The organism is Terrabacter sp. 01T434 (assembly GCF_056398545.1).
On record NZ_JBFTPP010000005.1, the window covers coordinates 104,710 to 127,238 of the forward strand.

General features: G+C 72.0%; 22 protein-coding genes. 5 read left to right on the forward strand and 17 right to left on the reverse strand.

Annotated elements, in window-relative coordinates; all coding sequences use genetic code 11:
- Positions 1-56 precede the first annotated feature (56 nt).
- From tsaE to glmS, 6 genes are all read right to left on the reverse strand, one after another.
- Positions 57-521: a tRNA (adenosine(37)-N6)-threonylcarbamoyltransferase complex ATPase subunit type 1 TsaE gene (gene tsaE / locus AC1DIW_RS11775; RefSeq protein ID WP_478108840.1), complete on the reverse strand. Its 465-nt coding sequence runs from the start codon at positions 519-521 to the stop codon at positions 57-59.
- 5 nt (positions 522-526) lie between these two features.
- Entirely contained in the window at positions 527-1,777 is a 1,251-nt protein-coding gene (locus AC1DIW_RS11780; RefSeq protein WP_478108351.1) for an alpha/beta fold hydrolase, read from the reverse strand.
- Positions 1,774-2,997, reverse strand: coding sequence for an alanine racemase (alr, locus tag AC1DIW_RS11785; RefSeq protein ID WP_478108352.1), 1,224 nt, complete (start codon positions 2,995-2,997; stop codon positions 1,774-1,776). Before alr ends, AC1DIW_RS11780 begins: the two co-directional genes overlap by 4 nt.
- Positions 2,998-3,076: 79 nt before the next feature.
- Positions 3,077-4,579 carry a bifunctional ADP-dependent NAD(P)H-hydrate dehydratase/NAD(P)H-hydrate epimerase gene (locus tag AC1DIW_RS11790; RefSeq protein ID WP_478108354.1) on the reverse strand — a complete coding sequence of 501 codons (1,503 nt, stop codon included), beginning with the start codon at positions 4,577-4,579 and terminating at the stop codon, positions 3,077-3,079.
- Complete coding sequence (locus tag AC1DIW_RS11795; RefSeq protein WP_442277783.1) at positions 4,579-4,929, reverse strand: holo-ACP synthase; 351 nt, start codon at positions 4,927-4,929, stop codon at positions 4,579-4,581. Before AC1DIW_RS11795 ends, AC1DIW_RS11790 begins: the two co-directional genes overlap by 1 nt.
- Position 4,930: 1 nt before the next feature.
- A complete protein-coding gene (gene glmS / locus AC1DIW_RS11800) occupies positions 4,931-6,790 on the reverse strand; it encodes a glutamine--fructose-6-phosphate transaminase (isomerizing) (protein ID WP_442277782.1) in 1,860 nt (619 codons plus the stop codon).
- 63 nt (positions 6,791-6,853) lie between these two features.
- On the opposite strand from glmS, the gene coaA reads away from it, so the two are divergent.
- Entirely contained in the window at positions 6,854-7,864 is a 1,011-nt protein-coding gene (gene coaA, locus AC1DIW_RS11805) for a type I pantothenate kinase (protein WP_478108355.1), read from the forward strand.
- 86 nt (positions 7,865-7,950) lie between these two features.
- On the opposite strand, the gene AC1DIW_RS11810 is transcribed toward coaA, so the two are convergent.
- From AC1DIW_RS11810 to AC1DIW_RS11835, 6 genes are all read right to left on the reverse strand, one after another.
- The gene (locus AC1DIW_RS11810; RefSeq protein ID WP_478108357.1) at positions 7,951-8,775 is read right to left on the reverse strand and encodes an aggregation-promoting factor C-terminal-like domain-containing protein; all 825 of its coding nucleotides are present in this window, start codon (positions 8,773-8,775) and stop codon (positions 7,951-7,953) included.
- Between the two features lie 452 nt (positions 8,776-9,227).
- A complete protein-coding gene (locus tag AC1DIW_RS11815; protein WP_478108842.1) occupies positions 9,228-10,463 on the reverse strand; it encodes a PhoH family protein in 1,236 nt (411 codons plus the stop codon).
- A gap of 447 nt (positions 10,464-10,910) precedes the next feature.
- Entirely contained in the window at positions 10,911-11,258 is a 348-nt protein-coding gene (locus AC1DIW_RS11820) for a hypothetical protein (protein WP_478108359.1), read from the reverse strand.
- Entirely contained in the window at positions 11,255-11,926 is a 672-nt protein-coding gene (locus tag AC1DIW_RS11825; protein WP_478108360.1) for a hypothetical protein, read from the reverse strand. The genes AC1DIW_RS11820 and AC1DIW_RS11825 overlap by 4 nt, the downstream gene beginning before the upstream one ends.
- Positions 11,927-12,068: 142 nt before the next feature.
- The gene (locus AC1DIW_RS11830) at positions 12,069-13,040 is read right to left on the reverse strand and encodes a hypothetical protein (RefSeq protein WP_478108362.1); all 972 of its coding nucleotides are present in this window, start codon (positions 13,038-13,040) and stop codon (positions 12,069-12,071) included.
- A gap of 225 nt (positions 13,041-13,265) precedes the next feature.
- On the reverse strand, positions 13,266-14,027 hold the full coding sequence (locus AC1DIW_RS11835) for an isoprenyl transferase (protein ID WP_478108363.1): 762 nt from the start codon (positions 14,025-14,027) through the stop codon (positions 13,266-13,268).
- A gap of 184 nt (positions 14,028-14,211) precedes the next feature.
- On the opposite strand from AC1DIW_RS11835, the gene trhA reads away from it, so the two are divergent.
- Entirely contained in the window at positions 14,212-14,922 is a 711-nt protein-coding gene (trhA, locus tag AC1DIW_RS11840; protein ID WP_478108365.1) for a PAQR family membrane homeostasis protein TrhA, read from the forward strand.
- An 80-nt stretch (positions 14,923-15,002) separates the two neighbouring features.
- On the opposite strand, the gene AC1DIW_RS11845 is transcribed toward trhA, so the two are convergent.
- Positions 15,003-15,335 carry a hypothetical protein gene (locus tag AC1DIW_RS11845; protein WP_478108367.1) on the reverse strand — a complete coding sequence of 111 codons (333 nt, stop codon included), beginning with the start codon at positions 15,333-15,335 and terminating at the stop codon, positions 15,003-15,005.
- The gene (gene mca, locus AC1DIW_RS11850) at positions 15,332-16,378 is read right to left on the reverse strand and encodes a mycothiol conjugate amidase Mca (protein ID WP_478108368.1); all 1,047 of its coding nucleotides are present in this window, start codon (positions 16,376-16,378) and stop codon (positions 15,332-15,334) included. Before mca ends, AC1DIW_RS11845 begins: the two co-directional genes overlap by 4 nt.
- 179 nt (positions 16,379-16,557) lie before the next feature.
- Here mca and AC1DIW_RS11855 point away from each other — a divergent pair, with 179 nt between their 5' ends.
- Both AC1DIW_RS11855 and greA read left to right on the forward strand, forming a co-directional pair.
- Positions 16,558-16,929 carry a DUF4307 domain-containing protein gene (locus AC1DIW_RS11855; RefSeq protein WP_478108369.1) on the forward strand — a complete coding sequence of 124 codons (372 nt, stop codon included), beginning with the start codon at positions 16,558-16,560 and terminating at the stop codon, positions 16,927-16,929.
- Positions 16,930-17,127: 198 nt separating this feature from the next.
- Entirely contained in the window at positions 17,128-17,613 is a 486-nt protein-coding gene (greA, locus tag AC1DIW_RS11860) for a transcription elongation factor GreA (RefSeq protein ID WP_442277771.1), read from the forward strand.
- A 264-nt stretch (positions 17,614-17,877) separates the two neighbouring features.
- On the opposite strand, the gene AC1DIW_RS11865 is transcribed toward greA, so the two are convergent.
- The 3 genes from AC1DIW_RS11865 to AC1DIW_RS11875 form a co-directional block, all read right to left on the reverse strand.
- On the reverse strand, positions 17,878-18,867 hold the full coding sequence (locus AC1DIW_RS11865; protein ID WP_478108371.1) for a hypothetical protein: 990 nt from the start codon (positions 18,865-18,867) through the stop codon (positions 17,878-17,880).
- Positions 18,868-19,110: 243 nt separating this feature from the next.
- Complete coding sequence (locus tag AC1DIW_RS11870) at positions 19,111-20,481, reverse strand: glutamate mutase L (protein ID WP_478108373.1); 1,371 nt, start codon at positions 20,479-20,481, stop codon at positions 19,111-19,113.
- Positions 20,482-20,501: 20 nt separating this feature from the next.
- Complete coding sequence (locus AC1DIW_RS11875) at positions 20,502-21,680, reverse strand: cystathionine gamma-synthase (RefSeq protein WP_478108374.1); 1,179 nt, start codon at positions 21,678-21,680, stop codon at positions 20,502-20,504.
- A 113-nt stretch (positions 21,681-21,793) separates the two neighbouring features.
- Between AC1DIW_RS11875 and AC1DIW_RS11880 the strand changes: the two genes are divergently transcribed.
- The gene (locus tag AC1DIW_RS11880; protein ID WP_478108376.1) at positions 21,794-22,513 is read left to right on the forward strand and encodes an SGNH/GDSL hydrolase family protein; all 720 of its coding nucleotides are present in this window, start codon (positions 21,794-21,796) and stop codon (positions 22,511-22,513) included.
- Positions 22,514-22,529: the final 16 nt, after the last annotated feature.

Genomic DNA, 22,529 nt, shown 5'->3' on the forward strand with positions numbered 1-22,529 from the left:
GTATGCCGGGTGCCCGGCTCCGTGGCCATCCCCCGGGTCCGCGCGGCTGCGTGCCGTCAGTCCGCGGGCGCGACGGCGTCGAGCACGTCGTCCCAGCGGTCGCCGACCCCGACCAGGTGCGCGGTGCGGACGTCGTCACCGGTGATGGTCAGCTCGAGCCGGGTCTCGCTCAGCTGCTCGGCCAGACCCGCGCCCCACTCCACGATGGTCACGCTGGCGTCGAGGTCGGCGTCGAGGTCGAGGTCGTCGAGCTCGATCGCGCTGCCGAGGCGGTAGGCGTCGACGTGGACGAGCGCCGGTCCGCCGACGAGCGACGGGTGCACCCGCGCGATGACGAAGGTCGGCGACGTGATCGGCCCGCGCACCCCCAACCCCTCGGCGATGCCCTGGGTCAGCGTCGTCTTGCCCGCGCCGAGGTCACCGGTCAGGACCAGCACGTCGCCGCCGCACAGCAGCGCACCGAGGCGGCGGCCGAAGGCCTGCGTGTCGTCGGTCGTCGCCCACCGCACCTCGCGCTCCATGCCCGTCACGCCCCCTTGGTGCGCGTCCGCTTGCCGCGACGGGAGCGGGCGAGCTCGGCAGCCTCCTGCTCGAGCCGGCGCTGACGGCGGTTCTTCGCGACGTCGGTGACGATGCGGCGCACGCGCGGCTGCCGGTCGACCGCGATCTGCTCGGCCCGCGCCCGAGCCGACTGGTCGACGAGCTGGACGAGGTGGGCGTTGAGCAGGTCGGGGTGCTCGAGCATGATGACGTGCCCGGCGTCGTTGACGACGATGTGCTCGGCGCCGGGGATGCCCTCGACGATGAGCTCGCTGTGCGACGGCGGCGTGAGGATGTCCTCGCGGCCGTTGAAGACGAGGACGACGGCGTGCCGGAACTCGAGCAGCGCGGGGCGCTTGTCGAAGCCGTCGAACGTCCGGAGGTAGTCGTTGATGACGTCGAGCGGCGTGCTGAGCAGGATGTCGGCGGTGTAGCGCACCACCGAGCGCGGGACCGGCGAGGCGAACGAGTTCTGCTCGACCATGAAGTGCTCGAGGTCCCGGGCGACGCGCCTGACCCGGCTGACGACGGCGGGACGCTCGGCGAGCGAGCCGAGCACCCCCGGTCCGAGGCGTTCGAGCAGGAGACGGCCGAAGGCGGCGACGCGGCCGCCGTTGGCCAGCATGAGCCCTCCGGCGCTCGTCGCGATGAAGCCGGCCCCGACGACCCGCTCGAGGACGAACTGCGGCTGGTGCTCGCCGAGGGCGAGCATCGTCATGCCGCCCATCGAGTGCCCGACGAGCACGACGTCCCCGTCCGGCACGAGCTCGGTGATGACGGCGTGGAGGTCCTGTCCCAGGCGGTCGATCGTGTAGCTGTCCCTCTCGCCGCGGCCCGAGCGTCCGTGCCCGCGCTGGTCCCAGCTGACGACCCGGTAGCCGGCCTCCTTGAGGGCGCGCCGCTGGTAGACCCAGCAGCGCAGACTGAGGCAGTAGCCGTGCGTCAGCACGACGGTGGGCAGCTCCTCCGGACGGCCGTGTCGGGTGGTGCCGTCCGCAGCCTCGCGTGCGGCCGCCTCGGCCGGTAGGTCGATCTCGGCGTGCAGCGGGACCCCGTCGTCGGTGAGCACGACGTGCTCCTCGTCGGGCGTGATGTCGAGCAGCTCGGGCGTCTCGAGCGCCTCCATGGCGGCGCGATGCCGGCCCGCCCGGTCGGCGGCGATGCCGGCGGCCACTCCGGCCGCCACCCCGAGGGTGGCAGCAGCGATGCCGATGACCGGGTTGCGATGCGGGCTCATGCGCCGTCCCCCGGCGCGCCGACGTAGAGCCGCGGCACCCGCGCGCCGAGCCGGGTGACGATCTCGTAGCTGATGGTGTCGGTCGCGTCGGCCCAGTCCTGCGCGGTCGGCTCGCCGGGCGCCCCGCCGAAGAGGGTGACGACGTCACCGGCACTCGCCTGCGAGTCGGGGCCGAGGTCGACGACGAACTGGTCCATGCAGACGCGTCCGGCGATCGTCGTGCGGCGGTCCTCGACGAGGAGCGGTCCGACGTTGGTCGCGTTGCGGGGCACCCCGTCCGCGTAGCCGGCCGGCACGAGCCCGACGACCGTGTCGACGTCGGGGACGTAGGCGTGCCCGTAGCTGATGCCCTGCCCCGCCGGCAGCTCCTTGACGAGGGCCAGCCGCGCGCGCAACGTCATGACGGGGCGCAGGCCGAAGTCGTCGTCGACCTGCGGCACCGGCGTCAGGCCGTACATCGCGATCCCGGGGCGAACGAGGTCGGCGTGGGCCGAGGGGTGCACCAGGGTCGCGGCGGAGTTGGCGAGGTGGCGCACCTCGGGCGTGAGGCCCTCCCGCTCGGCCTCGGCCACGGCCTCGAAGAAGCGTTCCTGCTGGGCCAGCACGGTGGGGTGCTCGGGCGAGTCGGCGTGCGCGAAGTGGGTCCAGATGCCGACGACACTGAGGGTGCCCTCGGCCTCGTGCCGGCGCGCGCACTGCACGAGCGTGGTCCAGTCGGCGCCGAAGGCGCCCCCGCGGCCCAGGCCGGTGTCGACCTTGAGGTGGACCCGCGCGGTGCGGCCGAGCGCCGACGCCGCCGCCGCGATCTCGTCGAGCACCCAGGGCGCCGACGCGGAGAGGTCGATGTCGCGCTCGACGGCGCCGGCGAAGTCGGCGCCGGGCACGCTGAGCCAGGTCAGCAGTCGCGTCGTGATGCCGGCGTCGCGCAGCGCGAAGGCCTCGGCGAACTGGGCGACGCCGAGCCACGTGGCCCCGCCGCGCACCGCGGCCCGAGCGACCGGCAGCAGCCCGTGGCCGTAGGCGTCGGCCTTGACGACCGCCATGAACTCGGACGTCGGGGCGAGCGCGCGCAGCGTGCGCACGTTGGCCTCGAGCGCAGCGAGGTCGATCTCGGCCCACACGGTCAGGCCGTGGGTCTCCGGCGGGGACGCCGGAGAGCCGGAGGGGACGCCGGTGGGCGTCGCGGTCCGCTCGGCGTCGGAGGCGTCGGTCTGGCTCATCGGTGCAGTCTCGCAGGTCGTCTTGGGGTTTCCGGATGCTGGTCTTCGCGTGCGGGAAGCGGACGGGGTCTCGCCGGCGTCAGCCGGGCGCGGACCGTCCCCGGGCCAGCAGGTCGCGCACCGTGGGTCGTATGCCGTGGGCCACCGCGAGCGCCCGCAGCGGGCCGCCGCCGGACACCCGGTCAGCAGTGACGCCGTGCACGAGGGCGCCGAGGGAGGCCGCGTCGTGCGGTGAGAGGCCGGCCGCGAGCAGGGCGCCGATGACGCCGGAGAGCACGTCGCCGGCCCCGGCGGTGGCGAGCCACGGCGGCGCGTCCGCCTGGGAGCGCACCGGCTCGTCCTCGGTGACGACGAGGGTCGTCGCGCCCTTGAGCAGCACGGTGGCGCCGGTCAGGGCGACGAGGCGCCGGGCGTGGCCGAGCGGGTCGCCCTTGACGTCGTCGGCGGTCACCCCATCGGGACCGTCGGCGCGCTCGAGGCGGGTCAGCAGGCGCGCGAGCTCACCGGCGTGCGGCGTCAGGACGGTCGGTGCGTGCCGGCGACCCTCGACGAGCGCCAGTCCTCCGGCGTCGACGACGACGGGCAGGTCGCTCGCGAGGGCTGCACGCGCCGCGTCGAGCTGGGTGCGGGTGGCGGCGTCGTCGGCGTCGGTGTCGAGACCGGGCCCCACGACCCAGGCCTGGACCCGTCCCTGCGCGACCACGGCCTCGGGCACGGCCTGGTGGACGAGCCCGACCGGGGTCGGCGTGCCGACGTAGCGGAGCATCCCGACGCCGGACTCGGCGGCGGCGGTCGTGCACAGCACGGCCGCGCCGGGGTAGGCCTCGCTGCCGGCGACGACGCCGAGCACGCCGCGCGAGTACTTGTCGTCGCCGCTGCCGGGCACCGGCCAGAGACCGGCGACGTCGTCCCACGTCAGCCGCTCGACGGCGGCCGGCACGTCGTCGAGGTCGATCCCGATGTCGACCACGGTCAGACGACCGGTCGCGGCCTCACCTGCAGGGAGCAGGTGGACGGGCTTCGGGGTGCCGAAGGTGACGGTCTCGTCGGCCCACACGGCGTCGTCCTCGCCCTGCTCACCGGCAGGATCGAGCCCGCTCGCGAGGTCGACGGCGATCACCCAGGCGTCGTCGTCGACGGCGTCGACGAGTCGCGCGGCATCGGGCCGCAGCCCCGGACGACCACCGATGCCGACGATGCCGTCGAGCACGAGGTCGGCCTCGGCCACCACGTGGGCCGCGGCCTCTGGGTCGTCGGTGGCCGCGTGGACCATGACCCCGGCGGCCTCCGCGGCCGCGAGTCCCGCCGCGTGCACGCTCGAGCGGCCTCCTGCCGGAACCAGCACCACGGCGCAGGCGAAGCCCGACTCGGCGAGGTGGGCGACGGCATACAACGTGTCGCCGCCGTTGTCGCCCGCACCGACGAGCCCGACGACGGTGGTGCCGTCGGTGTCGTCGAGGCGCGCCGCGGCGACCTCGGCGAGGCCGAGCGCTGCGCGCGACATGAGCTCACCCTCGGGCAGCTGCGCCATGGCGGCGGCTTCGGCCGCCCGAACGGCCTCGACGGAGTGTGCGCGGATCATCAGCCCTCCGCGATGACGACGGCCGACGCGACGCCCGCGTCGTGGGACAGGGACACGTGGAAGGAGTCGACGCCGAGGTCGTTGGCCCGTGCGAGGACCGTGCCGCCGATCTCGAGCGAGGGACGCCCGTCGTCGTTGGACACGACCCGGGCATCGGTCCAGTGCAGGCCGACCGGCGCGCCGAGCGACTTGGCCAGCGCCTCCTTGGCGGCGAACCGCGCAGCGAGGGAGGCGATGCCGAGGTGGCGCTCCTCGACGGTGAAGAGTCGCTCGCGCAGCGCCGGGGTGCGCTCGAGGGTCGCCTCGAAACGCTCGATGTCCACGACGTCGATGCCGACCCCGACGATCACGTCACTCGACCGTGACCGACTTGGCGAGGTTGCGCGGCTGGTCGACGTCGAGGCCCTTGGCGGTGGACAGCCACAGGGCGAAGACCTGCAGCGGCACGACCGTGAGCAGCGGCGCGAGCAGCGGCGACGTCGCAGGCACCCGGATCACCTCGTCGGCGAACGGCTCGACCGAGTCGTCGCCCTCCTCGGCGATGACGAGGGTGCGGGCGCCGCGGGCGCGGATCTCCTGGATGTTGCTCACGACCTTGCCGTGCAGGCCGTGCTCGCTCGTCGGCGACGGCACGACGACGAAGACCGGTTGACCGGGCTCGATGAGCGCGATCGGCCCGTGCTTGAGCTCGCCGGCGGCGAAGCCCTCGGCGTGGATGTAGGCGAGCTCCTTGAGCTTGAGCGCGCCCTCCATGGCGATCGGGTAGCCGACGTGGCGGCCGAGGAAGAGCACCGAGCGGGTGTCGGCCATGAACCGGGCGATCTCCTTGACGCGGCCCATCTGGCCGAGCAGCGTCTCGATCTTGGCCGGGACGCCGCCGAGCTCCTTCATGACCGACTGCGCGTCGTCCGCGTAGGAGCCCCCGCGCAGCTGGGCGAGGTAGAGGCCGAGGACGTAGCAGGCGGTGATCTGCGCGAGGAACGCCTTCGTCGAGGCGACCGCGATCTCGGGGCCGGCGTGCGTGTAGAGCACGGCGTCGGACTCGCGCGGGATCGTCGAGCCGTGGGTGTTGCACACCGACACGGTGACGGCGCCGAGCTCGCGGGCGTGCTTCACGGCCATCAGGGTGTCCATCGTCTCGCCGGACTGGCTGATGGAGACGACGAGCGTGCGGTCGTTGACGATGGGGTCGCAGTAGCGGAACTCGTGCGCGAGCGCGACCTCGACGGGGATGCGCGTCCAGTGCTCGATGGCGTACTTCGCGACCATGCCGGCGTAGGCCGCGGTGCCGCAGGCCACGATGGTGATGCGGTCGACCGCCCGCAGCTGCTCCTCGGAGACGCTCATCTCGTCGAGGACGAGGCGGCCGTCCGCGTCGGTGCGGCCCAGCAGTGTGTCGGCCACGGCGTGCGGCTGGTCGTGGATCTCCTTCTCCATGAAGGTCGCGTAACCGCCCTTCTCGGCGGCCGCGGCATCCCAGGTGACCTCGTAGGCCTTGCCCTCCGCCGGCGTGCCGTCGAAGTTGATGACCGAGGCGCCGTCGGGCGTGATCGTCACGATCTGGTCCTGGGCCAGCTCGAGCGCGTGGCGGGTGTGACCGATGAACGCCGCGACGTCGGAGCCGAGGTAGTTCGCATCGTCACCGAGGCCGACGACGAGCGGGCTGTTGCGGCGGGCGCCGACGACGACACCGGGCTGGTCGGCGTGGATCGCAAGGAGGGTGAAGGCGCCCTCGAGGTCGGCGACGACGGCACGCATCGCGTCCGTCAGGTCGTGCTCGCGCTCGTAGGCGGCGGCGAGCAGGTGGGCGACGACCTCGGTGTCGGTCTCACTCGTGAACTCGACGCCGTCGGCGAGCAGGCCCTGCTTCAGGGCGTGGAAGTTCTCGATGATGCCGTTGTGGATGAGGGCGAGCTTGCCGTCCTGGCCGCCGCGGTGCGGGTGGGCGTTCTGGTCGGTCGGACCGCCGTGCGTGGCCCACCGGGTGTGGCCGATGCCGGTCGTCGACGCGGGGAGCGGGTCGGCCTCGAGCTCGGCGACGAGGTTGGCGAGCTTGCCCGACTTCTTGCGGGTCTCGACGTGGCCGCCGTCGAGCAGAGCCACCCCGGCCGAGTCGTAGCCGCGGTACTCCAGACGGGCTAGGCCCTCCATGACGACGTCGAGAGCCGTCCCGTCGTTCGAACGCCCGACGTATCCCACGATTCCACACATGCCAACAAGCCTAGGGGACCGCGCGAGGGGCCGACGCCACCCACGGCCGTCGCGTCCGCAAGAATGTCGAGCGTGTCGGAGCCATCCAACGGTACCGGCGGGAACGCGAGCAACGGGAGCAACGGCTCCAACGGCACCGTCATCCCGTCGCCCTACGTCGAGTTCGACCGGGCCGCATGGTCCCGGTTGCGCGAGAACCACCCGCTCAACCTCGATGACACCGACCTCGCGCGCCTGCGCGGCCTCGGTGACCGCGTCGACCTCAACGAGGTCGAGGAGGTCTACCTCCCCCTGTCGCGCCTGCTCAACTTCTATGTCGGCGCGACCCGCCAACTCCACCAGGTGACGAGCGACTTCCTCGGCGAGCGCCCGGCCAGGACGCCCTTCGTCATCGGCGTGGCAGGATCCGTGGCCGTCGGCAAGTCGACGACCGCCCGCATCCTGCGCGAGATGCTCGCGCGCTGGCCCGACACGCCGCAGGTCGCGCTCGTGACGACCGACGGCTTCCTCTTCCCCAACGCCGAGCTCGAGCGCCGGGGGCTCCTGCAGCGCAAGGGCTTTCCCGAGTCCTACGACCGACGGGCCCTGCTGCGTTTCGTCGCCGAGATCAAGTCCGGTCGGGCCGAGGTCTCCGCGCCGGTCTACTCGCACCTGACGTACGACATCGTCCCGGGCGAGCGCATCGTCGTCCGTCAGCCCGACGTGCTCATCGTCGAGGGCCTCAACGTCCTGCAGGCGCCGGAGATGCACCCGGTCCGCGGGACGGGCCTGGCCGTCAGCGACTTCTTCGACTTCTCGGTCTACGTCGACGCCTGGGTCGACGACGTGCGCACGTGGTACGTCGAGCGCTTCCTGCGCCTGCGCGAGACCGCCTTCTCCGACCCCGACTCGTACTTCCACCGGTATGCCGTGCTCTCCGACGAGGAGGCCGTCGCGACGGCCAACCGCATCTGGCGCGAGATCAACGGCCCCAACCTCGTCGAGAACATCCTGCCGACCCGCTCGCGCGCCAACCTCGTGCTGTCCAAGGGCGACAACCACGAGGTCCGCCGGGTGCGCCTGCGCAAGATCTGACCCGTCGGGTCACCGAGCACGAGCACGTATGCCGGGTGGCGGGCTCCTCGTGGGAGCCCGCCACCCGGCATACGGCATCGGTCAGGTCAGTACCAGTGGGGTGACCGGGCCTGCCACGTGGACCACGCGTTGCACGGGTTGCCGTAGGACATCTCGATGTACCAGAGGCCCCACTTGATCTGGGTCAGCGGGTTGGTCCGGTAGTCGGCACCGAACTGCGACATCTTGCTCGCCGGCAGGGACTGCGGGATCCCGTACGCGCCGGAGCTGGCGTTGGTGGCCGACCAGCGCCAGTCGCTCTCGCCGGTCCAGAGGTTCACGAGGCAGTTGTACTGCGCGTCGCTGCCCCAGCCGTGGTCGGCCATGAGCAGGCGGGCAGCCGACTTCGGGTCGTTCTGGGCGTTGGCGATGACGCTCTGGCGCTCCTTGTCGCGTGCGGCCCGGGCGGCCGCCTCGCGGGCGAGCACGGCCTGCTTCGCGGCCTCCTGCTTCTGCTTGGCCTCGAGCTCCGTGGCCGTGCGCAGGCCCGTCGCGGAGATGGCGGTGCGGCGCTCGTTGCGCGAGACCGATGCCGCCGCGCGATAGCTCATGTCGACGGTGGCGGCGCGCGCCATCTCGTCGGTCTGGGCGACGACGCCGTTGCCGACAACGAACGCGGCGTTGTCGGCGCCGATGATGTTGTTGGCCTTGGCGTAGGCGAAGCCGGAGGCGCCGAGCCCGACGGCGAGGACGCCGGCCAGGATCGGCCTCGCGACGTGACGCTTGCGGGCTGGGGACTTCACGTGGCGTCGACCGGCGTGGGACTGCGTCGACGCAGCAAGCCGGGCGACGGCGTCCTCGGCGGCACCGGCACGTCCGGAGTCGCGCGGGGCGCGGGCGCCGTCCTTCGCGACTCCGGCAGCCTGGGCCACCGGGCGGGGGCTGCGTGGGACCGCAGCTGCCTCGGAGAGTTCGGGGGCCGCCTCGTGCCGAGTCGCGCCGGACCGCGCCGAGGAGGTGGCGGGGTTCGGGCGCGGAGCGGTCGAGGGGGCCAGTGCGTTGCGGTGCCGGCCTTCATACCGTGCCATGAACAGACGTCACGCCTTCCTGGGTGTTGGGTGCGCCCGGCGCGAGCGTCTCCGGGCGCAGGCCCGTCGACGGCTGCGCCCGACGTGAGTACACGACCTCGTTCCCCTGTCGCCCACACCCCGAGGTGAGCGTTATCGTTCCGAGATCTTTCAACTGGACACGGTGCCATCCCCGCCGACGAGGATCAAATCGAGCTTGTCCGTATTGGACGCATTCGGCGGCGAGAAACGAGTGGCCCAGCGCACAGCGTCCCCGAGCTTCGTGCTCGGGGACGCTGTTTGCGATGTGACTCAGGTCACACCTCGAGTCCTTCCAGCATGTCGGTGACCAGGGCTGCGATCGGGCTGCGCTCGCTGCGGGTGAGGGTGACATGGGCGAAGAGGGGGTGGCCCTTGAGCTTCTCGATGACGGCCGCGACGCCGTCGTGCCGGCCCACGCGGAGGTTGTCGCGCTGCGCCACGTCGTGGGTGAGCACGACCTTGCTGTTCTGGCCGATCCGGCTCAGCACGGTCAGGAGGACGTTCCGCTCGAGGGACTGGGCCTCGTCGACGATGACGAACGCGTCGTGGAGGGAGCGGCCACGGATGTGGGTCAGCGGCAGCACCTCGAGCAGCCCGCGGTCCATGATCTCCTCGACGACCTCGGTCGAGACGAGCGCACCCAGGGTGTCGAAGACCGCCTGGCCCCACGGGTTCATCTTCTCCTGCTCGGTGCCGGGCAGGTAGCCGAGCTCCTGGCCGCCGACGGCGAAGAGGGGACGGAAGACGAGCACCTTGCGCTGGGCCCGGCGCTCCATGACCGACTCGAGCCCGGCGCACAGGGCCAGGGCCGACTTGCCCGTGCCGGCACGGCCGCCGAGGCTGACGATGCCCACGTCGGGGTCGAGGAGCAGGTCGAGGGCGATGCGCTGCTCGGCGCTGCGCCCGTGGAGGCCGAACGCGTCGCGGTCGCCCCGGACGAGCCGGATCTGCTTGTCGGCGCCGACCCGCCCCAGACCGCTTCCCCGCGGCGAGAGCAGGACGAGACCGGTGTGGCACGGCAGCTCGGCGGCGCCGGCGTGCTCGACGCGACCGCGGTCGTAGAGCTGGTCGAGGTCCTCCGAGGAGATCTCGAGCTCCTGCAGGCCGGTCCAGCCGGAGTCGATGCCCTGCTCGTGGCGGTACTCCTCCGCCTCGAGGCCGCACGCCGACGCCTTGACCCGCATCGGGAGGTCCTTGGACACGATCGTCACGTCCGCGCCCTCGTTGGCGAGGTTGCGGGCCACGGCGAGGATGCGCGTGTCGTTGTCGCCGAGCCGGAAGCCGGCGGGCAGCGACGACGGGTCGGTGTGGTTGAGCTCGACCCGCAGCGTGCCTCCGTCGGGGCCCACGGCCACCGGCTTGTCGAGGCGACCCTCGCTGACCCGCAGGTCGTCGAGCATCCGCAGGGCCTGCCGGGCGAAGTAGCCGAGCTCAGGGTGGTGGCGCTTGCCCTCGAGCTCCGTGACGACGACGACCGGCAGCACGACCTCATGCTCGGCGAACCTCAGCATCGCCCTCGGGTCGGACAGGAGCACGGAGGTGTCGAGGACGTACGTCTTGTGCTCCGGCTCGCGGTCGCGGGCCGTCGTGCGCGTGGCGACGCGGGTGGAGGCCGCAGCCGGCTCGGTCGTGCTGGCGGGGTCCGACGTGACCTGACGGGTCGTACGTGCCATGTGCCACTCCCTTTGGCGGCGCGCGTCGCGCGCCTACTCGCTCCCGAGGTGCCGGGCGGTGACCACCAGAGGGTGGCGCAGGGCCCGACCCTCCGTCCTGAGCGATCGCTCCATCGGTGGGCCTCCTGGCAACGTCCGACGGGTGTCGGCCGTTGGGTCGACGGTACGACTCCGGACCGACACCGATGGGGATTGACAGGCATCGAGTCGTCGTGTCGCGCAGAGTTCATGTGCCGCTAACCACGCGGCCGGCCGGCGCCAAGGCGTGGGGCGGCGGATCGCCCGTCAGGCCCAGGGCGAGCGACCCATGACCCGCACGTACTCGCGCTTCCACCGCCACCGGACGGCGGCGATGGCCATGCCGATGACGCCCAGGCCGCCGAAGATCGCGAGGATGAGGTAGGCGACGGGCATCGCGCCCGGGTCGCCCTGGTCAGCGCCCTTCTTGACCATGAGGAAGAAGATGACGCCGACGACGGTGAGGGCGAGGAAGAACAGGCCCATCAGCAGCGGCTCGCGGATCTTCAGCGTGAGCAGTCCTCGCTCCTGGCTGACGTAGGAGAACGGCTCCTTGGGCGCGGTGCTGCCGGTCGCGCTGCCCGGGCCGGACGGGCGGGGACTCGCGGCGCTCATGCGGTGACCGCTTCCGAGTAGAGGGCGGACACGGCGTCGTGCAGGCCGGCTGCGTCGACGGTGCCCCCGCTGCCCGTGCCGGGACCGGCGACGTCGGTGAGGGCCTCGAAGCCGGAGCCGGAGCGCCGGATCGCGAGGTTGCTGCTGCCCTCGAGGGTCTGCACCTCCAGGAAGACACCGGACTGCGGGTCGGCGTCGAAGCGCTCACGGACCAGGCCAGTGACGAGCGCTCCCACGTCGCCGGTGCGCTCACCGAGGCGGATGAACCACGAGGCGAGCTGCCGGGGCTGCATGAGCGCGACGACGGTGTCGGACTCGACGAGCACCGCGAAGTCCAGCTGGCTGACGTTCTCCCCCACGAGGCCGACGCGGGTCCAGCGGGTGGCCGCACCGACGGCATACTCCACGAGGGCGGCGTTGGATCGGGTCTCGGCGGTGCCGTCGTCCTCGAGGGTCAGCCAGCCGCGAGACGCGAGGCTGGAGGCCCCCGCGAGCAGGGCAGCATCGTCCGCGGACCGCGGGTCGAGCATGAGCAGGCGCCGCGAGCGCTCCCCGGCAGGGGTCTCGTGGCGCGACATGAGGTAGGCCAGCTCGGCGGCCCCCAGTCCGAAGACGTCGTCGGGCAGCTCGAAGCCTTCGAGCGGGGTGCCCTTCATCAGGTCAGCCATGGTTCTCCTCGGTCGTTCCCGGTCGTGTCCGGGTGGGTCGTTCTGCGAGTCGTTCTGCGAGTCGTTCGGGATGGGTGGTTCGTCGTCTCGTCAACGATGCCGGGTGCCCCGGGGTTTCGCCTCCCGGGACCCACGCCACCGGTCAGAAGGGCCACACCTTGTCGGCGACGTCGCTGATGGCGTGACCGGCGTCGGAGGCGACGTCACCCACCGCGTCGACGGCATCGGACGTGAAGTCCCCCACGGCGTGCGTCGCGTCGGAGGTGAAGTCGGAGATCGCACCCCAGTTGTCGTGGACGAGCTGGCCCACCGCCATGCCGCCGGCGGCGATGCCGCACACGACGTCGACCGGCGGCGGGGTCATCAGCGCCGCGGCACCGAGGCCGGTCATGACGGAGTCGTAGCCGGCCCGACCGTAGTGGTGCTCGGAGATGTCGTTGGCGACCGTGAACCCGCCGAACACGACACCGAGGGGACCGAGTGCCTTGCCGACGCTGCCCAGCGTGCGGGTGAGTGCCCCGCCCTCGGCCAGCGACGGCATGAAACGCGACAGCGTGCCCCAGTTCTTCGGGTTGAGGGCATCCCCGAACTCCGCGAGGTGTCCCGTCTTCCACGCCTGCGAGAGGTTCTTGAAGAGCCCGAGGTCCTTGTCCCAGCCGGAGAGGTTGGACAGGAAGTTGCGGATCTTCATGCTCGTGCCGAGCAGGCCGACTGCGGTGCCGAGGCCCTTGACCGGGGTCCACAGGGACTTGAGGAGGTCATAACCGGGAATGCCGTTGCCGCCGTTGCTGCCGCCGGCGCCTCCGTTGCCACCGGGTCCGCCACCCGGGCCCGACCCACCCTGCCCGCTCGTCGTGTCCTGCGCCCCGGCGTTGCGCCGCAGCGCCTCGGCGAGCTTGCCGAGGTCGGTGCCGAACTGGGTGAGCTGGGCCTCCACCGGCGGCCAGCGGTTCATCAGGTGGTCGAGGTCGCCGCCGCCCCACTGGCCCTTGAGGGCGTGCACGGCTCGGCTCGCCTCACCCTTGACGGTGTCGCACTCGCGGGCGTGGCCCGTGATGCGCTCTGCGGAGGCCCGCAGGGCCACCGGGTCGGCACCCTTCTTGTAGATCGCCATCTGTCGTTCTCCCCTGACGTCGTCACCGTGCTCGTGTCGCACGACCCTGCGTGCCCAGGCGTCTCGGCCCACCCGCAACCTACGCAAGCCGGCCAACCCGGACAATGGGGAGCACTCCCCTACGCCCGGCCGGCCACCCGGCCCACCACCCGGCCCACCACCCGGCCCACCACCCGGCCCACCACCCGGCCCACCACCCGGCCCACCACCCGGCCAGCCTCTCGCTCAGCCTCCGAAGCGGCGGTGCCGGCCGGCATACGCCCTCAGGGCGCGCAGGAAGTCCACGTGCCGGAAGTCCGGCCAGTACGCCTCGCAGAAGTAGAACTCCGACGTCGCGCTCTGCCAGAGCAGGAAGCCGCCGAGCCGCTGCTCGCCGGACGTGCGGATGACGAGGTCGGGGTCGGGCTGGCCCTTGGTGTAGAGGTGCTCGGCGATGTCCTCGACCGTGAGGCCGGCGGCGATCTGCTCGATCGACTCGCCGGCGGCGGCACGGTCGAGCAGCAGGTCGCGGACGGCGTCGGCGATCTCGCGCCGACCGCCGTAGCCGACGGCGACGTTGACGGTCATGCCCTCGACGTCCTTGGTGCGCTCCGCCGAGGCGCTGAGGCTCGCGGCGGTCTCCGGCGGGAGCAGGTCGAGGGCACCGACGATCTTGAGGCGCCAGTGGCCCGACTCGGCGAGGTCGGCGACGGCCGTCTCGATGATCTTCAGGAGAGGAGCGAGCTCCTCCTCGGCGCGGCGCAGGTTGTCGGTGGAGAGCAGCCACAGCGTGACGTACTCGACTCCCGCGTCACGGCACCATTCGAGCAGCTCCTCGATCTTGTCGGCGCCGGCCTGGTGACCACTCGCCGTACCAGCGCCGCGGGCGCGCGCCCAGCGGCGGTTGCCGTCGAGCATCACGGCGACGTGGCGCGGGAGCGCCTCCTTGGGGAGGTCCTTGAGGACTCGGCGCTCGTACGCGCCGTAGACCACATCGCGCCACCCCACGGGGCCTCCTCGTCGACTCGCTCGGTCATCGTCGGTCAGGTCTGGGCAGCCCGAGGGCGACCGCGGTCCCACCGTACCCCCCGCCTCGTGGACCCTCACGGCGGCGCGGAGGCAGCGCTGGACCGGCGCGGACAGCGAAACCTACGCTTCCGTAACCTACGGTTGCGTAGGTTAGACTCCCGGCATGAGCACCAGTCCCGACCCCACCTCCGCGGAGACGGTCAGCGCCCCGATCGCGGACCTCGTCGCGAGCGTCAAGCCCCGCCTGCGCGGCTGGCTGCACCTCGCCATGTTCCCCGTCGCCCTCGTCGGCGGCCTGGTCCTCGTCCTCGTCTCGCAGCCCGGGGCCGTGCGCACCGCCTCGATCATCTTCACGATCAGCGCGGCCCTGCTCTTCGGCGTCTCCGCCGTCTACCACCGCGGCACGTGGGGTCCGAAGATGTCAGGTCTGCTCAAGCGGTTCGACCACTCGAACATCTACCTCATCATCGCCGGCACCTACACCCCGTTCGCGGTGACCCTGCTGCCCACGGGTCAGGCGCGGCTGCTGCTGTCGGTCATCTGGGGCGCCGCCGTCGCCGGGGTGCTCTTCCGGGTCTTCTGGGTCAGCGCGCCGCGCTGGCTCTACACCGCGCTCTACCTCGCGCTCGGCTGGGCCGCGGTCTTCTACGTCGTGCCGTTCTGGCGCCAGGGTGGTCCGCTCGTCGGCTCGCTCATCGGCCTCGGCGGCCTGCTCTACACCGCGGGCGGCATCGTCTACGGCACGAAGCGGCCCAACCCGTGGCCTCGCTGGTTCGGCTTCCACGAGGTCTTCCACGCCTTCACGCTCGGCGGCTTCCTCACCCACTTCGCGGCCGTGACGCTCGCGGTGATCGGCTACCAGGCCGCCACCTGAGCGTCCGCACGTCATGACGAACGCCCCGGCAGGTTGCCGGGGCGTTCCTCGTTCGAGGGCGTATGCCGTGTGCCGCGACCTCAGGGGCGCGTGGCCTCGCCGCGCGCGTCGGGGTCGTCCCCCGCCTCGGCCGGGCCGCCGGGCTCGGCAGGCGTGGCCGGCGTGGTCGGCTCGGCAGGCGTGGCTGGCGTGGCTGGCGTGGCTGGCGTGGCTGCTGCGGCGTCCCCGCGCCTGGAGCCGTCGACCTCGGCGTTGGCCGCGAACTCCTCGGCGCGGTCCCGGTCGCGGTAGGCCATCCGCCGCAGGCGGTTGTTCATGTTGCGCACGAGGAACCACAGCGCCACCGCCAGCACGAAGAAGGCGATGAAGCCCCAGATGCCCGGGCCGACCGGGAGGTTGCCGCCGCCGTTCATCGGGCGCGCACCTTCTCGGACCCGAGCTCGCTGTCGTCCTCGTCGGCGTGCGTCTCGGAGCTGTCGCCACGAGCGCGGCCGTGCTCCATCTCGCCCTCCTCGACCTCGGGCTCCTCGGTGATGCGTCCGTCGTGGACGAGCTGGAGGTCGGGCCGGGTCGCGAGCGCGTCGGCCTCGTCCGGTGAGCCGAGGCCGGCGAAGAGGTCGTCCTCGCCCTCGACGATCGGCACGTACGACAGGGCCGCCTCGAACTCCTCGACACCCCAGACGCGACGCTGGATCTCGAGGGGCACCTGGAACCAGAAACCGTCCGGGTCGACCTGCGTCGCATGGGCCAGGAGCGCCCGGTCACGCGTCTCGAAGTACTCGCCGCACGCGATCGTCGTCGTGGGCAGGCCCGAACGGCGCGGCTTCCAGTTGGCCAGCCACTCGGCATACGGGCTCTCGAGCCCCTCGACGAGCATGGCGTCGTGGATCGCCTCGAGCCGCGGCTTGGACCAGCCGCCGTTGTAGTAGATCTTGAGCGGCTGCCAGGGCTCGCCGGCCTGCGGGTAGCGGGTCGGGTCGCCGGCCGCCTCGAAGGCCGCCATCGACACCGTGTGGCACATGATGTGGTCGGGGTGGGGGTAGCCACCCTTCTCGTCGTAGGTCGTCATGACGTGCGGGCGCCACGCGCGGATGACCCGCACGAGCGCCTCGGTGGTGACGTCGATGTCCTCGAGGGCGAAGCAGCCGTCGGGCAGCGGCGGCAGCGGATCACCCTCGGGCAGGCCGGAGTCGACGAAGCCGAGCCACTGGTGCTCGCAGCCGAGCACCTCCTGCGCAGCCTTCATCTCGTCGCGCCGCACCTGCGCGATGTCGCGCAGGATGTGCGGGTCGTCCTTGAGCTTCTCGTTGAGGATGTCGCCGCGCTCCCCGCCCGTGCACGACACGACCAGAACTGACGCGCCCTCGGCGACGTACTTGGCCGTCGTCGCGGCGCCCTTGCTCGACTCGTCGTCGGGGTGCGCGTGCACCGCCATCAAACGCATGCCCTCGGCCACGTGGCTCCCTGTTCGTCTGCAGTGTCGGTGGTTGGGGCGCGCGGTCGGGGGTTCCCGATGCCTCCCCGCGCCCGGGTCGGTGCGTCTCCCGTGGTGCCATGGGAGAGACTGGACCCGTCTGCCATCCTCTCACTCCCCCGCGCCCCTCGACGCGCGGGCTCGAACCGCCAGGACCTCGTATGCCGTCCCGCCCGACCCTGCCCCGCCCCGCCCCCGGCCAGCTGAAGTGGTGGGTCATCGGCACGGTCGGCATCCTCGCCGGTGTCGGCCTCGCCATCTGGTTCGGACTCTCCTCGACCCTCGGCCTGCCGAGCTGGGAGACGCTGGGCTACAAGGTGGTCAACGACCAGCAGGTGCGCGTCGACTTCGAGGTCTACCGGCCGGGCGGCCGGGCCCTGACGTGCACGGTCGAGGCGCTGGCGCGGGACTTCGCACCGGTCGGCACGAGCACGGTGCACCTGCCGGCGAGCGCCGACGAGACCACGACCCAGTCGGCCGTCCTGCGCACGACGTCCCGGGCCGTGACGGGCCAGGTCAAGACGTGCTCCTGACCGGCGTCGACGGCGACCAAAAGTGCCGTGAACTGCATCTTCGCCGTTCATTTTGTTATCCTTGTTGCTTCATCCCAGGGTCCGGACCCGTCGCCGACCGGCATATGAGTTGACGACATCGCCGTTCGGACCCTTCTTTTTGTGCAGGCGCCCACGCGGAGCACCGCGTGGGCGCTGTTCATCCAAGGAGTGACAACCGTGACCGAGACTGCCGCTGGCTTCCTGACCCAGGAGGCCCATGACCGCCTCAAGGCGGAGCTCGACCAGCTCACGGGCGAAGGTCGCCTCGAGATCGCACGCAAGATCGAGGAGGCCCGCGAGGAGGGCGACCTCAAGGAGAACGGCGGCTACCACGCCGCCCGCGAGGAGCAGGGCAAGATGGAGGCCCGCATCCGCCAGCTCACCGAGCTGCTCCACAACGCGACCATCGGCGAGACGCCCCCCGACGACGGTGTCGTCGAGCCCGGCATGCTCGTGACGGTCGAGATCTTCGGCGACGAGGAGACCTTCCTGCTCGGCAACCGCGAGATCGCCGACGGCTCCGACCTGCAGGTCTTCTCCGAGAAGTCCGCCATGGGCGCCGCCATCAACGGCAAGAGCGTCGGAGACGAGACGAGCTACGAGGCCCCCAACGGCAAGACCATCGGGGTCAAGATCATCGCCGCAAAGCCCTACACCGGCTGAGCACCGCCCCCGCCTGACGGAAACGGGCCGGCTCCCCAGCACCTGGGGACCCGGCCCGTTCGCCTACCTCCCCCAAATCTCACCCCTTTCAACCGTCGAAAGGCCACGTGTGGCCGCACCGCCACCGTCGAAAGGCCACGTGTGGCCGCACCGCCACCGTCGAAAGGCCACGTGTGACCGCACCGCCACCGTCGAAAGGCCACGTGTGACCGCACCGCCACCGTCGAAAGGCCACGTGTGGCCGCACCGCCAGGAGTGTGCCAGCTACGAGCGTCGGCGCCTGGGCCGTGCGAACTGCGCCGGTGCCAGGAACTGCGGTTCCGCCGCCATGATGTCCAGGACGTGTGGGTTGACGCCCAGGTGACCGGCGAGCTCCCACAGCTTGGCCGCCCGGTGCTGACGGTCGAAGACGTGGTGCGCCAGGATCTCGACCACCACCCAGTCACCGCGCTCGATGTCCTCGACCCGGACGTCGTCGTGGCGCTTGTCCAGCGACCGCGAGTGGAACTCCACGCCCTGGTACTCGCCGACCACCCGCTGCTCGAGCCACACGAGGTCCCCGCACCCCAACCACAGACCTGCGTGACTGACGACATCCTCGTTGAGCAGGGGTTCGGGGAGTCCGGCTCGCATCACCATGAGCCGGCTCCGGGTCTCCATGGGCGACCAGGAGCCCACCCTGATCCGAGGAATCGCGTAGGTGAGCGTCACCTTGCCGCGAGGCCGGACACGCCGCTCGACCGCGCGGCGCAGCGGCGCGGTTCCGCCGACGAGGTTGGCCACCGCGTCGCCCGCGACGATGAGGTCGTCGAGGCCGACGGGCCGGCCCGGACCGACGAACTCACCGAGATCGGCCCAGGTGTCGGCGGGCGCCACGACGGGCAGGCCCTGCACGTCGACGACCTCACGGCTCTCCAGTCCGCGGTGGCCGCGAACCTCCGGCCTTCGGATGCGGTTGGCTGCGGTGGGCGTGACGATGTGGACCATGCAGTCGGCCTCGACGGCATACGGAAGCGGGATGCCCAGCAGCTGGGCGGCGGTCACATGTGAGAAGGCGAAGTCCTCGGGCGCCGCGGCGGCGAAGCTCCGCGCTTGTTCGAGGACGGTCGTCGGCAGTTCCACGGATCGAACGCCCCGAGTGGGCGTCCACAGGTCCTGCGCCCGGAGTCGCCGGCGCGTCAGACCCAATGCGAGGGCCTCCGAGGCCAGGAAGGGACGGGTCGTCAGGTCGTCGGGCAGAGGCGCGGGATCCATGCGGGGACGATGGACGAAAGGCGGGCTGGTGCGACAGGTGCCTGAGTGAGCCTGTGGATGGGAGGGCGGATCGTCCCAGAGGTGTGGATGGCCGAGCCGCGTGGCCACTCGTCGGCGCGGAGGCGACCACACGTGGCCTTTCGACGGTTGGGAGGCGACCACACGTGGCCTCTCGACGGTTACGAGGCGACCACACGTGGCCTTTCGACGGTTACGAGGCGACCACACGTGGCCTTTCGACGGTTAAGGGAGGGTTTGGGTGGCCACGGTGCGGGCGAGGTCGGCCTGCGCGGGGGCGCCTGACGTGGTCGCGTCGGGGATGGCGAGGAGGCCTGCGGCGAAGAGCAGGTATGCCGTGTCGACCGTCGCGCGCGCCGCGTGCGGCACCTTCCAGCCACCGGCGTGGTCGGCCAGGATCGCGCCCAGCACGTGGTCGCGGCCGGCGGTGTCGGCATGGCGCAGCACTCCCCCGGACCCGACGAGGACCCTCACGTCGGCGAGCGGACGAGTCGACTCGGTCGGCTGGGCGGGGCGGGCGTGCCGGCGGACCGCGACCAGAGCCGCGAGCCGCGCCAGCTCGAGGTCGTGGCCCCGTTCGACGTCGTCGGCGGGGAGCGAGCCGGGGCGCTCGTGGACGCGGGCGGCATACGCCGTCAGGGCCGCGGGGTCGGCCACCGCGTCGAGGAGGTGCTCGGCGGCGGCCGCCTCGATGACGTGCTCGGCGTTCCACCGCAGGCCGAGGTCGCCCTCGACGGTGCGGGCGTGCCAGAGCGGGGCGACGACGTCCTTGCGCAGCGTGGCCTCCTCGCCTCCGGGGGTCAGGCACGAGTAGACGTCGGTCGTCGCACCGCCGACATCGACGACGAGCACGTCACCGTCGGTCACCGATGCCAGCACCTCGACACCACGCAGCACGACGTCGGGGGTCGCGGCCTCGACCATCGCGGCGAAGGCCGGGTCGCGCGACAAGCCCTTGCCGCCGATGACGTGGCGCAGGAAGGCGTCGCGAATCGCGGCCCGGGCGGACTCCGGCGCGATGACGCCGATCTGCGGGAGGACGTTGTCGGCCGGGACGGTCGGGCGGCCGGCGGTCTCCAGGATCGCTGCGGCCTCGTCCCGCACCTCGAGGTTGCCGGCCACGACCACTGGGACGGTGTGCGCGCCGTGACCGCCGATGGCCGCCTTGGCGAGCCGGGCAGCGTTGTGCAGCAGGACGTTGCGGTTGCCGCCGTCGGTGCCCCCGACGAGCAGGATGATGTCCGGGCGCGACGCCCTGACGCCTGCCACGTCGGCCGTCGTCAGCTCACCGCTGGCGACGTGGACGACCTTCGCGCCCGCCGACAGCCCCACGCGGTGCCCGGCCTCGGCGGTGACGGTGCGTTCGTAGCCGACGACCGCGAGCCGCAGCCCGCCACCGGCGCTGGAGCACGCCCGCACGGTCGCGTCGTCGGGCACCTCGAGCTCGGCGCGCAGCGATCGGTAACCGTCGAGGATGTCGCCCCCGCCCTGAACGCCCGTCGTCGGCGTCGACGCCGTGCCCAGCACCGTGCCGTCGTCCGCGATGAGGGCGCCCTTGGTGAACGTCGACCCGAAGTCGACTGCGAGGATCGTCACGCGACGGTGGCTCTGGCGGCTCAGCCGTGGATGTCGAGCGCCTCGCGCAGGTCGGCGATGAGGTCGTCGACGTCCTCGATGCCGACCGAGAGCCTGATGAGGTCCGAAGGCACCTCGAGCTCCGTGCCGGCGACGCTCGCGTGGGTCATGCGCCCCGGGTGCTCGATGAGCGACTCGACGCCGCCGAGGGACTCGCCGAGGGTCCAGAGGCTGACCGCAGCGCACGTCTTGACGGCAGCGTCCTCGCCGCGGCGCATCCGGAAGCTCACCATGCCGCCGAACCGCTTCATCTGGCGCGCGGCGACGTCGTGGTTGGCGTGCCCGGGCAGGCCCGGGTAGAGCACCTGCGAGACGCCGTCGTGGCTCTCGAGGAACTCGACGACCTTCTCGGCGTTGTCGCAGTGGCGCTCCATGCGGATGCCGAGCGTCTTGAGGCCGCGGAGCGTCAGCCATGAGTCGAACGGTCCGGCCACTCCGCCGATGCTGTTCTGGTGGAAGGCGATTCGCTCCTCGGCGTCCTCGTAGCCGGGGACCGTGATGGTCTTGGCCGTCACGACGGCGCCGCCGACGACGTCACTGTGGCCGCCGGAGTACTTCGTCGTCGAGTGCGTCACGATGTCGGCGCCGAGCGCGAGCGGGCTCTGGAGGTAGGCCGTCGCGAACGTGTTGTCGACGACGAGCGCGGCGCCGGCCTCGTGCGCGATCGCGGCGATGGCCTCGATGTCGGCGATGCCGAGCAGCGGGTTGGTCGGCGTCTCGACCCACACCAGCTTCGTCTGCCCGGGACGGATCGCGGCGCGGACGGCCTCGACGTCGCCCATGTTCGCGATGGAGTGCTCGATGCCCTGCGGCCTCGCGACCTTGTTGAAGTAGCGGTAGGTGCCACCGTAGGCGTCGTCGGGGACGACGACGTGGTCGCCCGGGACGAGCAGGGCGCGGGCGACGGTGTCCTGCCCCGCCAGGCCGGAGGCGAAGGCGAACCCGCGGCTGCCGCCCTCGAGCGCGGCGATGCACTCCTCGAGCGCGGTGCGGGTCGGGTTGGCCGACCGGCTGTACTCGTAGCCGCTGCGGAAGCCGCCGATGCCGTCCTGCTTGTAGGTCGAGACCTGGTAGATCGGGGTCACCACCGCACCCGTCAGGGCGTCGGCCTCCTGGCCGGCGTGGATGGCGCGCGTGGAGAAGCCGTGCTCGTCAGACATGGGGACGAGCCTATGCCCTGGCATCCGGACCGCCGCCAGCCCCCACCGGTGCACGCCGCCCCCGCAACCGCGGTTTCGGCCTCGGTCACATCCAGGTCTGAGATGCTGCCGACGTGGTGTACGACTTCGACTACTCGAACCACAGCCACCGGCCCCGCGGCCCGGTGGTCTCGACGTTGTCGACCCTCGTCCCCGCCGTCCGCGCCGTCCAGGAGCAGGTGCAGCCGTATGCCGTGTGGTGGGAGTCCCACAACCGCGTCGCGGCCTCGGGTCGCGGGCCGCTCTGGGTGGCCCTCGGCGACTCCATGACCCAGGGCATCGGCGCGAGCGCCCCCGACCGCGGCTGGGTCGGGCAGCTGAGCGGGCGTCTCGTCGCGCGCGGCTGGGACCACCGCCTCGTCAACCTCGGCGTCAACGGCGCCCGTGTCGAGGACCTCCTCGACCGACAGCTGCCCGTGCTCGAGGCGCTGACGGCGGAGGGGACGCCTGCGGCGCTCGTCACCGTCATCATCGGCTCGAACGACATCGTGGTGCGCCGCCACCGCCGCGGGCTCGCCGAGCGCTTCAACCGGATGCTCGACCTGCTGCCCCAGCACACCGTCGTGGCGAACCTGCCCAACCCGCACCGTGAGGCCCGGGCCATCGATGCCATGCTCCGCGAGCGCGCCGAGTCCGGACGGCTGGTCCTCGTCGACATCCGGCGCGACGGGCCGCGCTCCTGGCGTGGCCGCCTCGCCTCGGACAAGTTCCACCCGAACGACCACGGCTACGCCGAGCTGGCGACGATCGTCGAGCGGGCGGTCGAGCGGGCCGGGCTGCTGACTCGCCCCTGAGCTGGTCGGTCGATCA

Excerpts from the sequence above, each read along its gene's own strand:
- AC1DIW_RS11790 (WP_478108354.1), bottom strand. The coding sequence starts at position 4,579 with ATGATCCGCGCACACTCCGTCGAGGCCGTTCGGGCGGCCGAAGCCGCC.
- AC1DIW_RS11855 (WP_478108369.1), top strand. The coding sequence starts at position 16,558 with ATGCCGTCCCGCCCGACCCTGCCCCGCCCCGCCCCCGGCCAGCTGAAG.
- tsaE (WP_478108840.1), bottom strand. The coding sequence starts at position 521 with ATGGAGCGCGAGGTGCGGTGGGCGACGACCGACGACACGCAGGCCTTC.
- alr (WP_478108352.1), bottom strand. The coding sequence starts at position 2,997 with ATGAGCCAGACCGACGCCTCCGACGCCGAGCGGACCGCGACGCCCACC.
- AC1DIW_RS11815 (WP_478108842.1), bottom strand. The coding sequence starts at position 10,463 with ATGCTGAGGTTCGCCGAGCATGAGGTCGTGCTGCCGGTCGTCGTCGTC.
- glmS (WP_442277782.1), bottom strand. The coding sequence starts at position 6,790 with ATGTGTGGAATCGTGGGATACGTCGGGCGTTCGAACGACGGGACGGCT.
- AC1DIW_RS11830 (WP_478108362.1), bottom strand. The coding sequence starts at position 13,040 with ATGGCGATCTACAAGAAGGGTGCCGACCCGGTGGCCCTGCGGGCCTCC.
- trhA (WP_478108365.1), top strand. The coding sequence starts at position 14,212 with ATGAGCACCAGTCCCGACCCCACCTCCGCGGAGACGGTCAGCGCCCCG.
- AC1DIW_RS11820 (WP_478108359.1), bottom strand. The coding sequence starts at position 11,258 with ATGAGCGCCGCGAGTCCCCGCCCGTCCGGCCCGGGCAGCGCGACCGGC.
- AC1DIW_RS11845 (WP_478108367.1), bottom strand. The coding sequence starts at position 15,335 with ATGAACGGCGGCGGCAACCTCCCGGTCGGCCCGGGCATCTGGGGCTTC.
- coaA (WP_478108355.1), top strand. The coding sequence starts at position 6,854 with ATGTCGAGCGTGTCGGAGCCATCCAACGGTACCGGCGGGAACGCGAGC.
- AC1DIW_RS11780 (WP_478108351.1), bottom strand. The coding sequence starts at position 1,777 with ATGAGCCCGCATCGCAACCCGGTCATCGGCATCGCTGCTGCCACCCTC.
- AC1DIW_RS11825 (WP_478108360.1), bottom strand. The coding sequence starts at position 11,926 with ATGGCTGACCTGATGAAGGGCACCCCGCTCGAAGGCTTCGAGCTGCCC.
- AC1DIW_RS11865 (WP_478108371.1), bottom strand. The coding sequence starts at position 18,867 with ATGGATCCCGCGCCTCTGCCCGACGACCTGACGACCCGTCCCTTCCTG.
- AC1DIW_RS11875 (WP_478108374.1), bottom strand. The coding sequence starts at position 21,680 with ATGTCTGACGAGCACGGCTTCTCCACGCGCGCCATCCACGCCGGCCAG.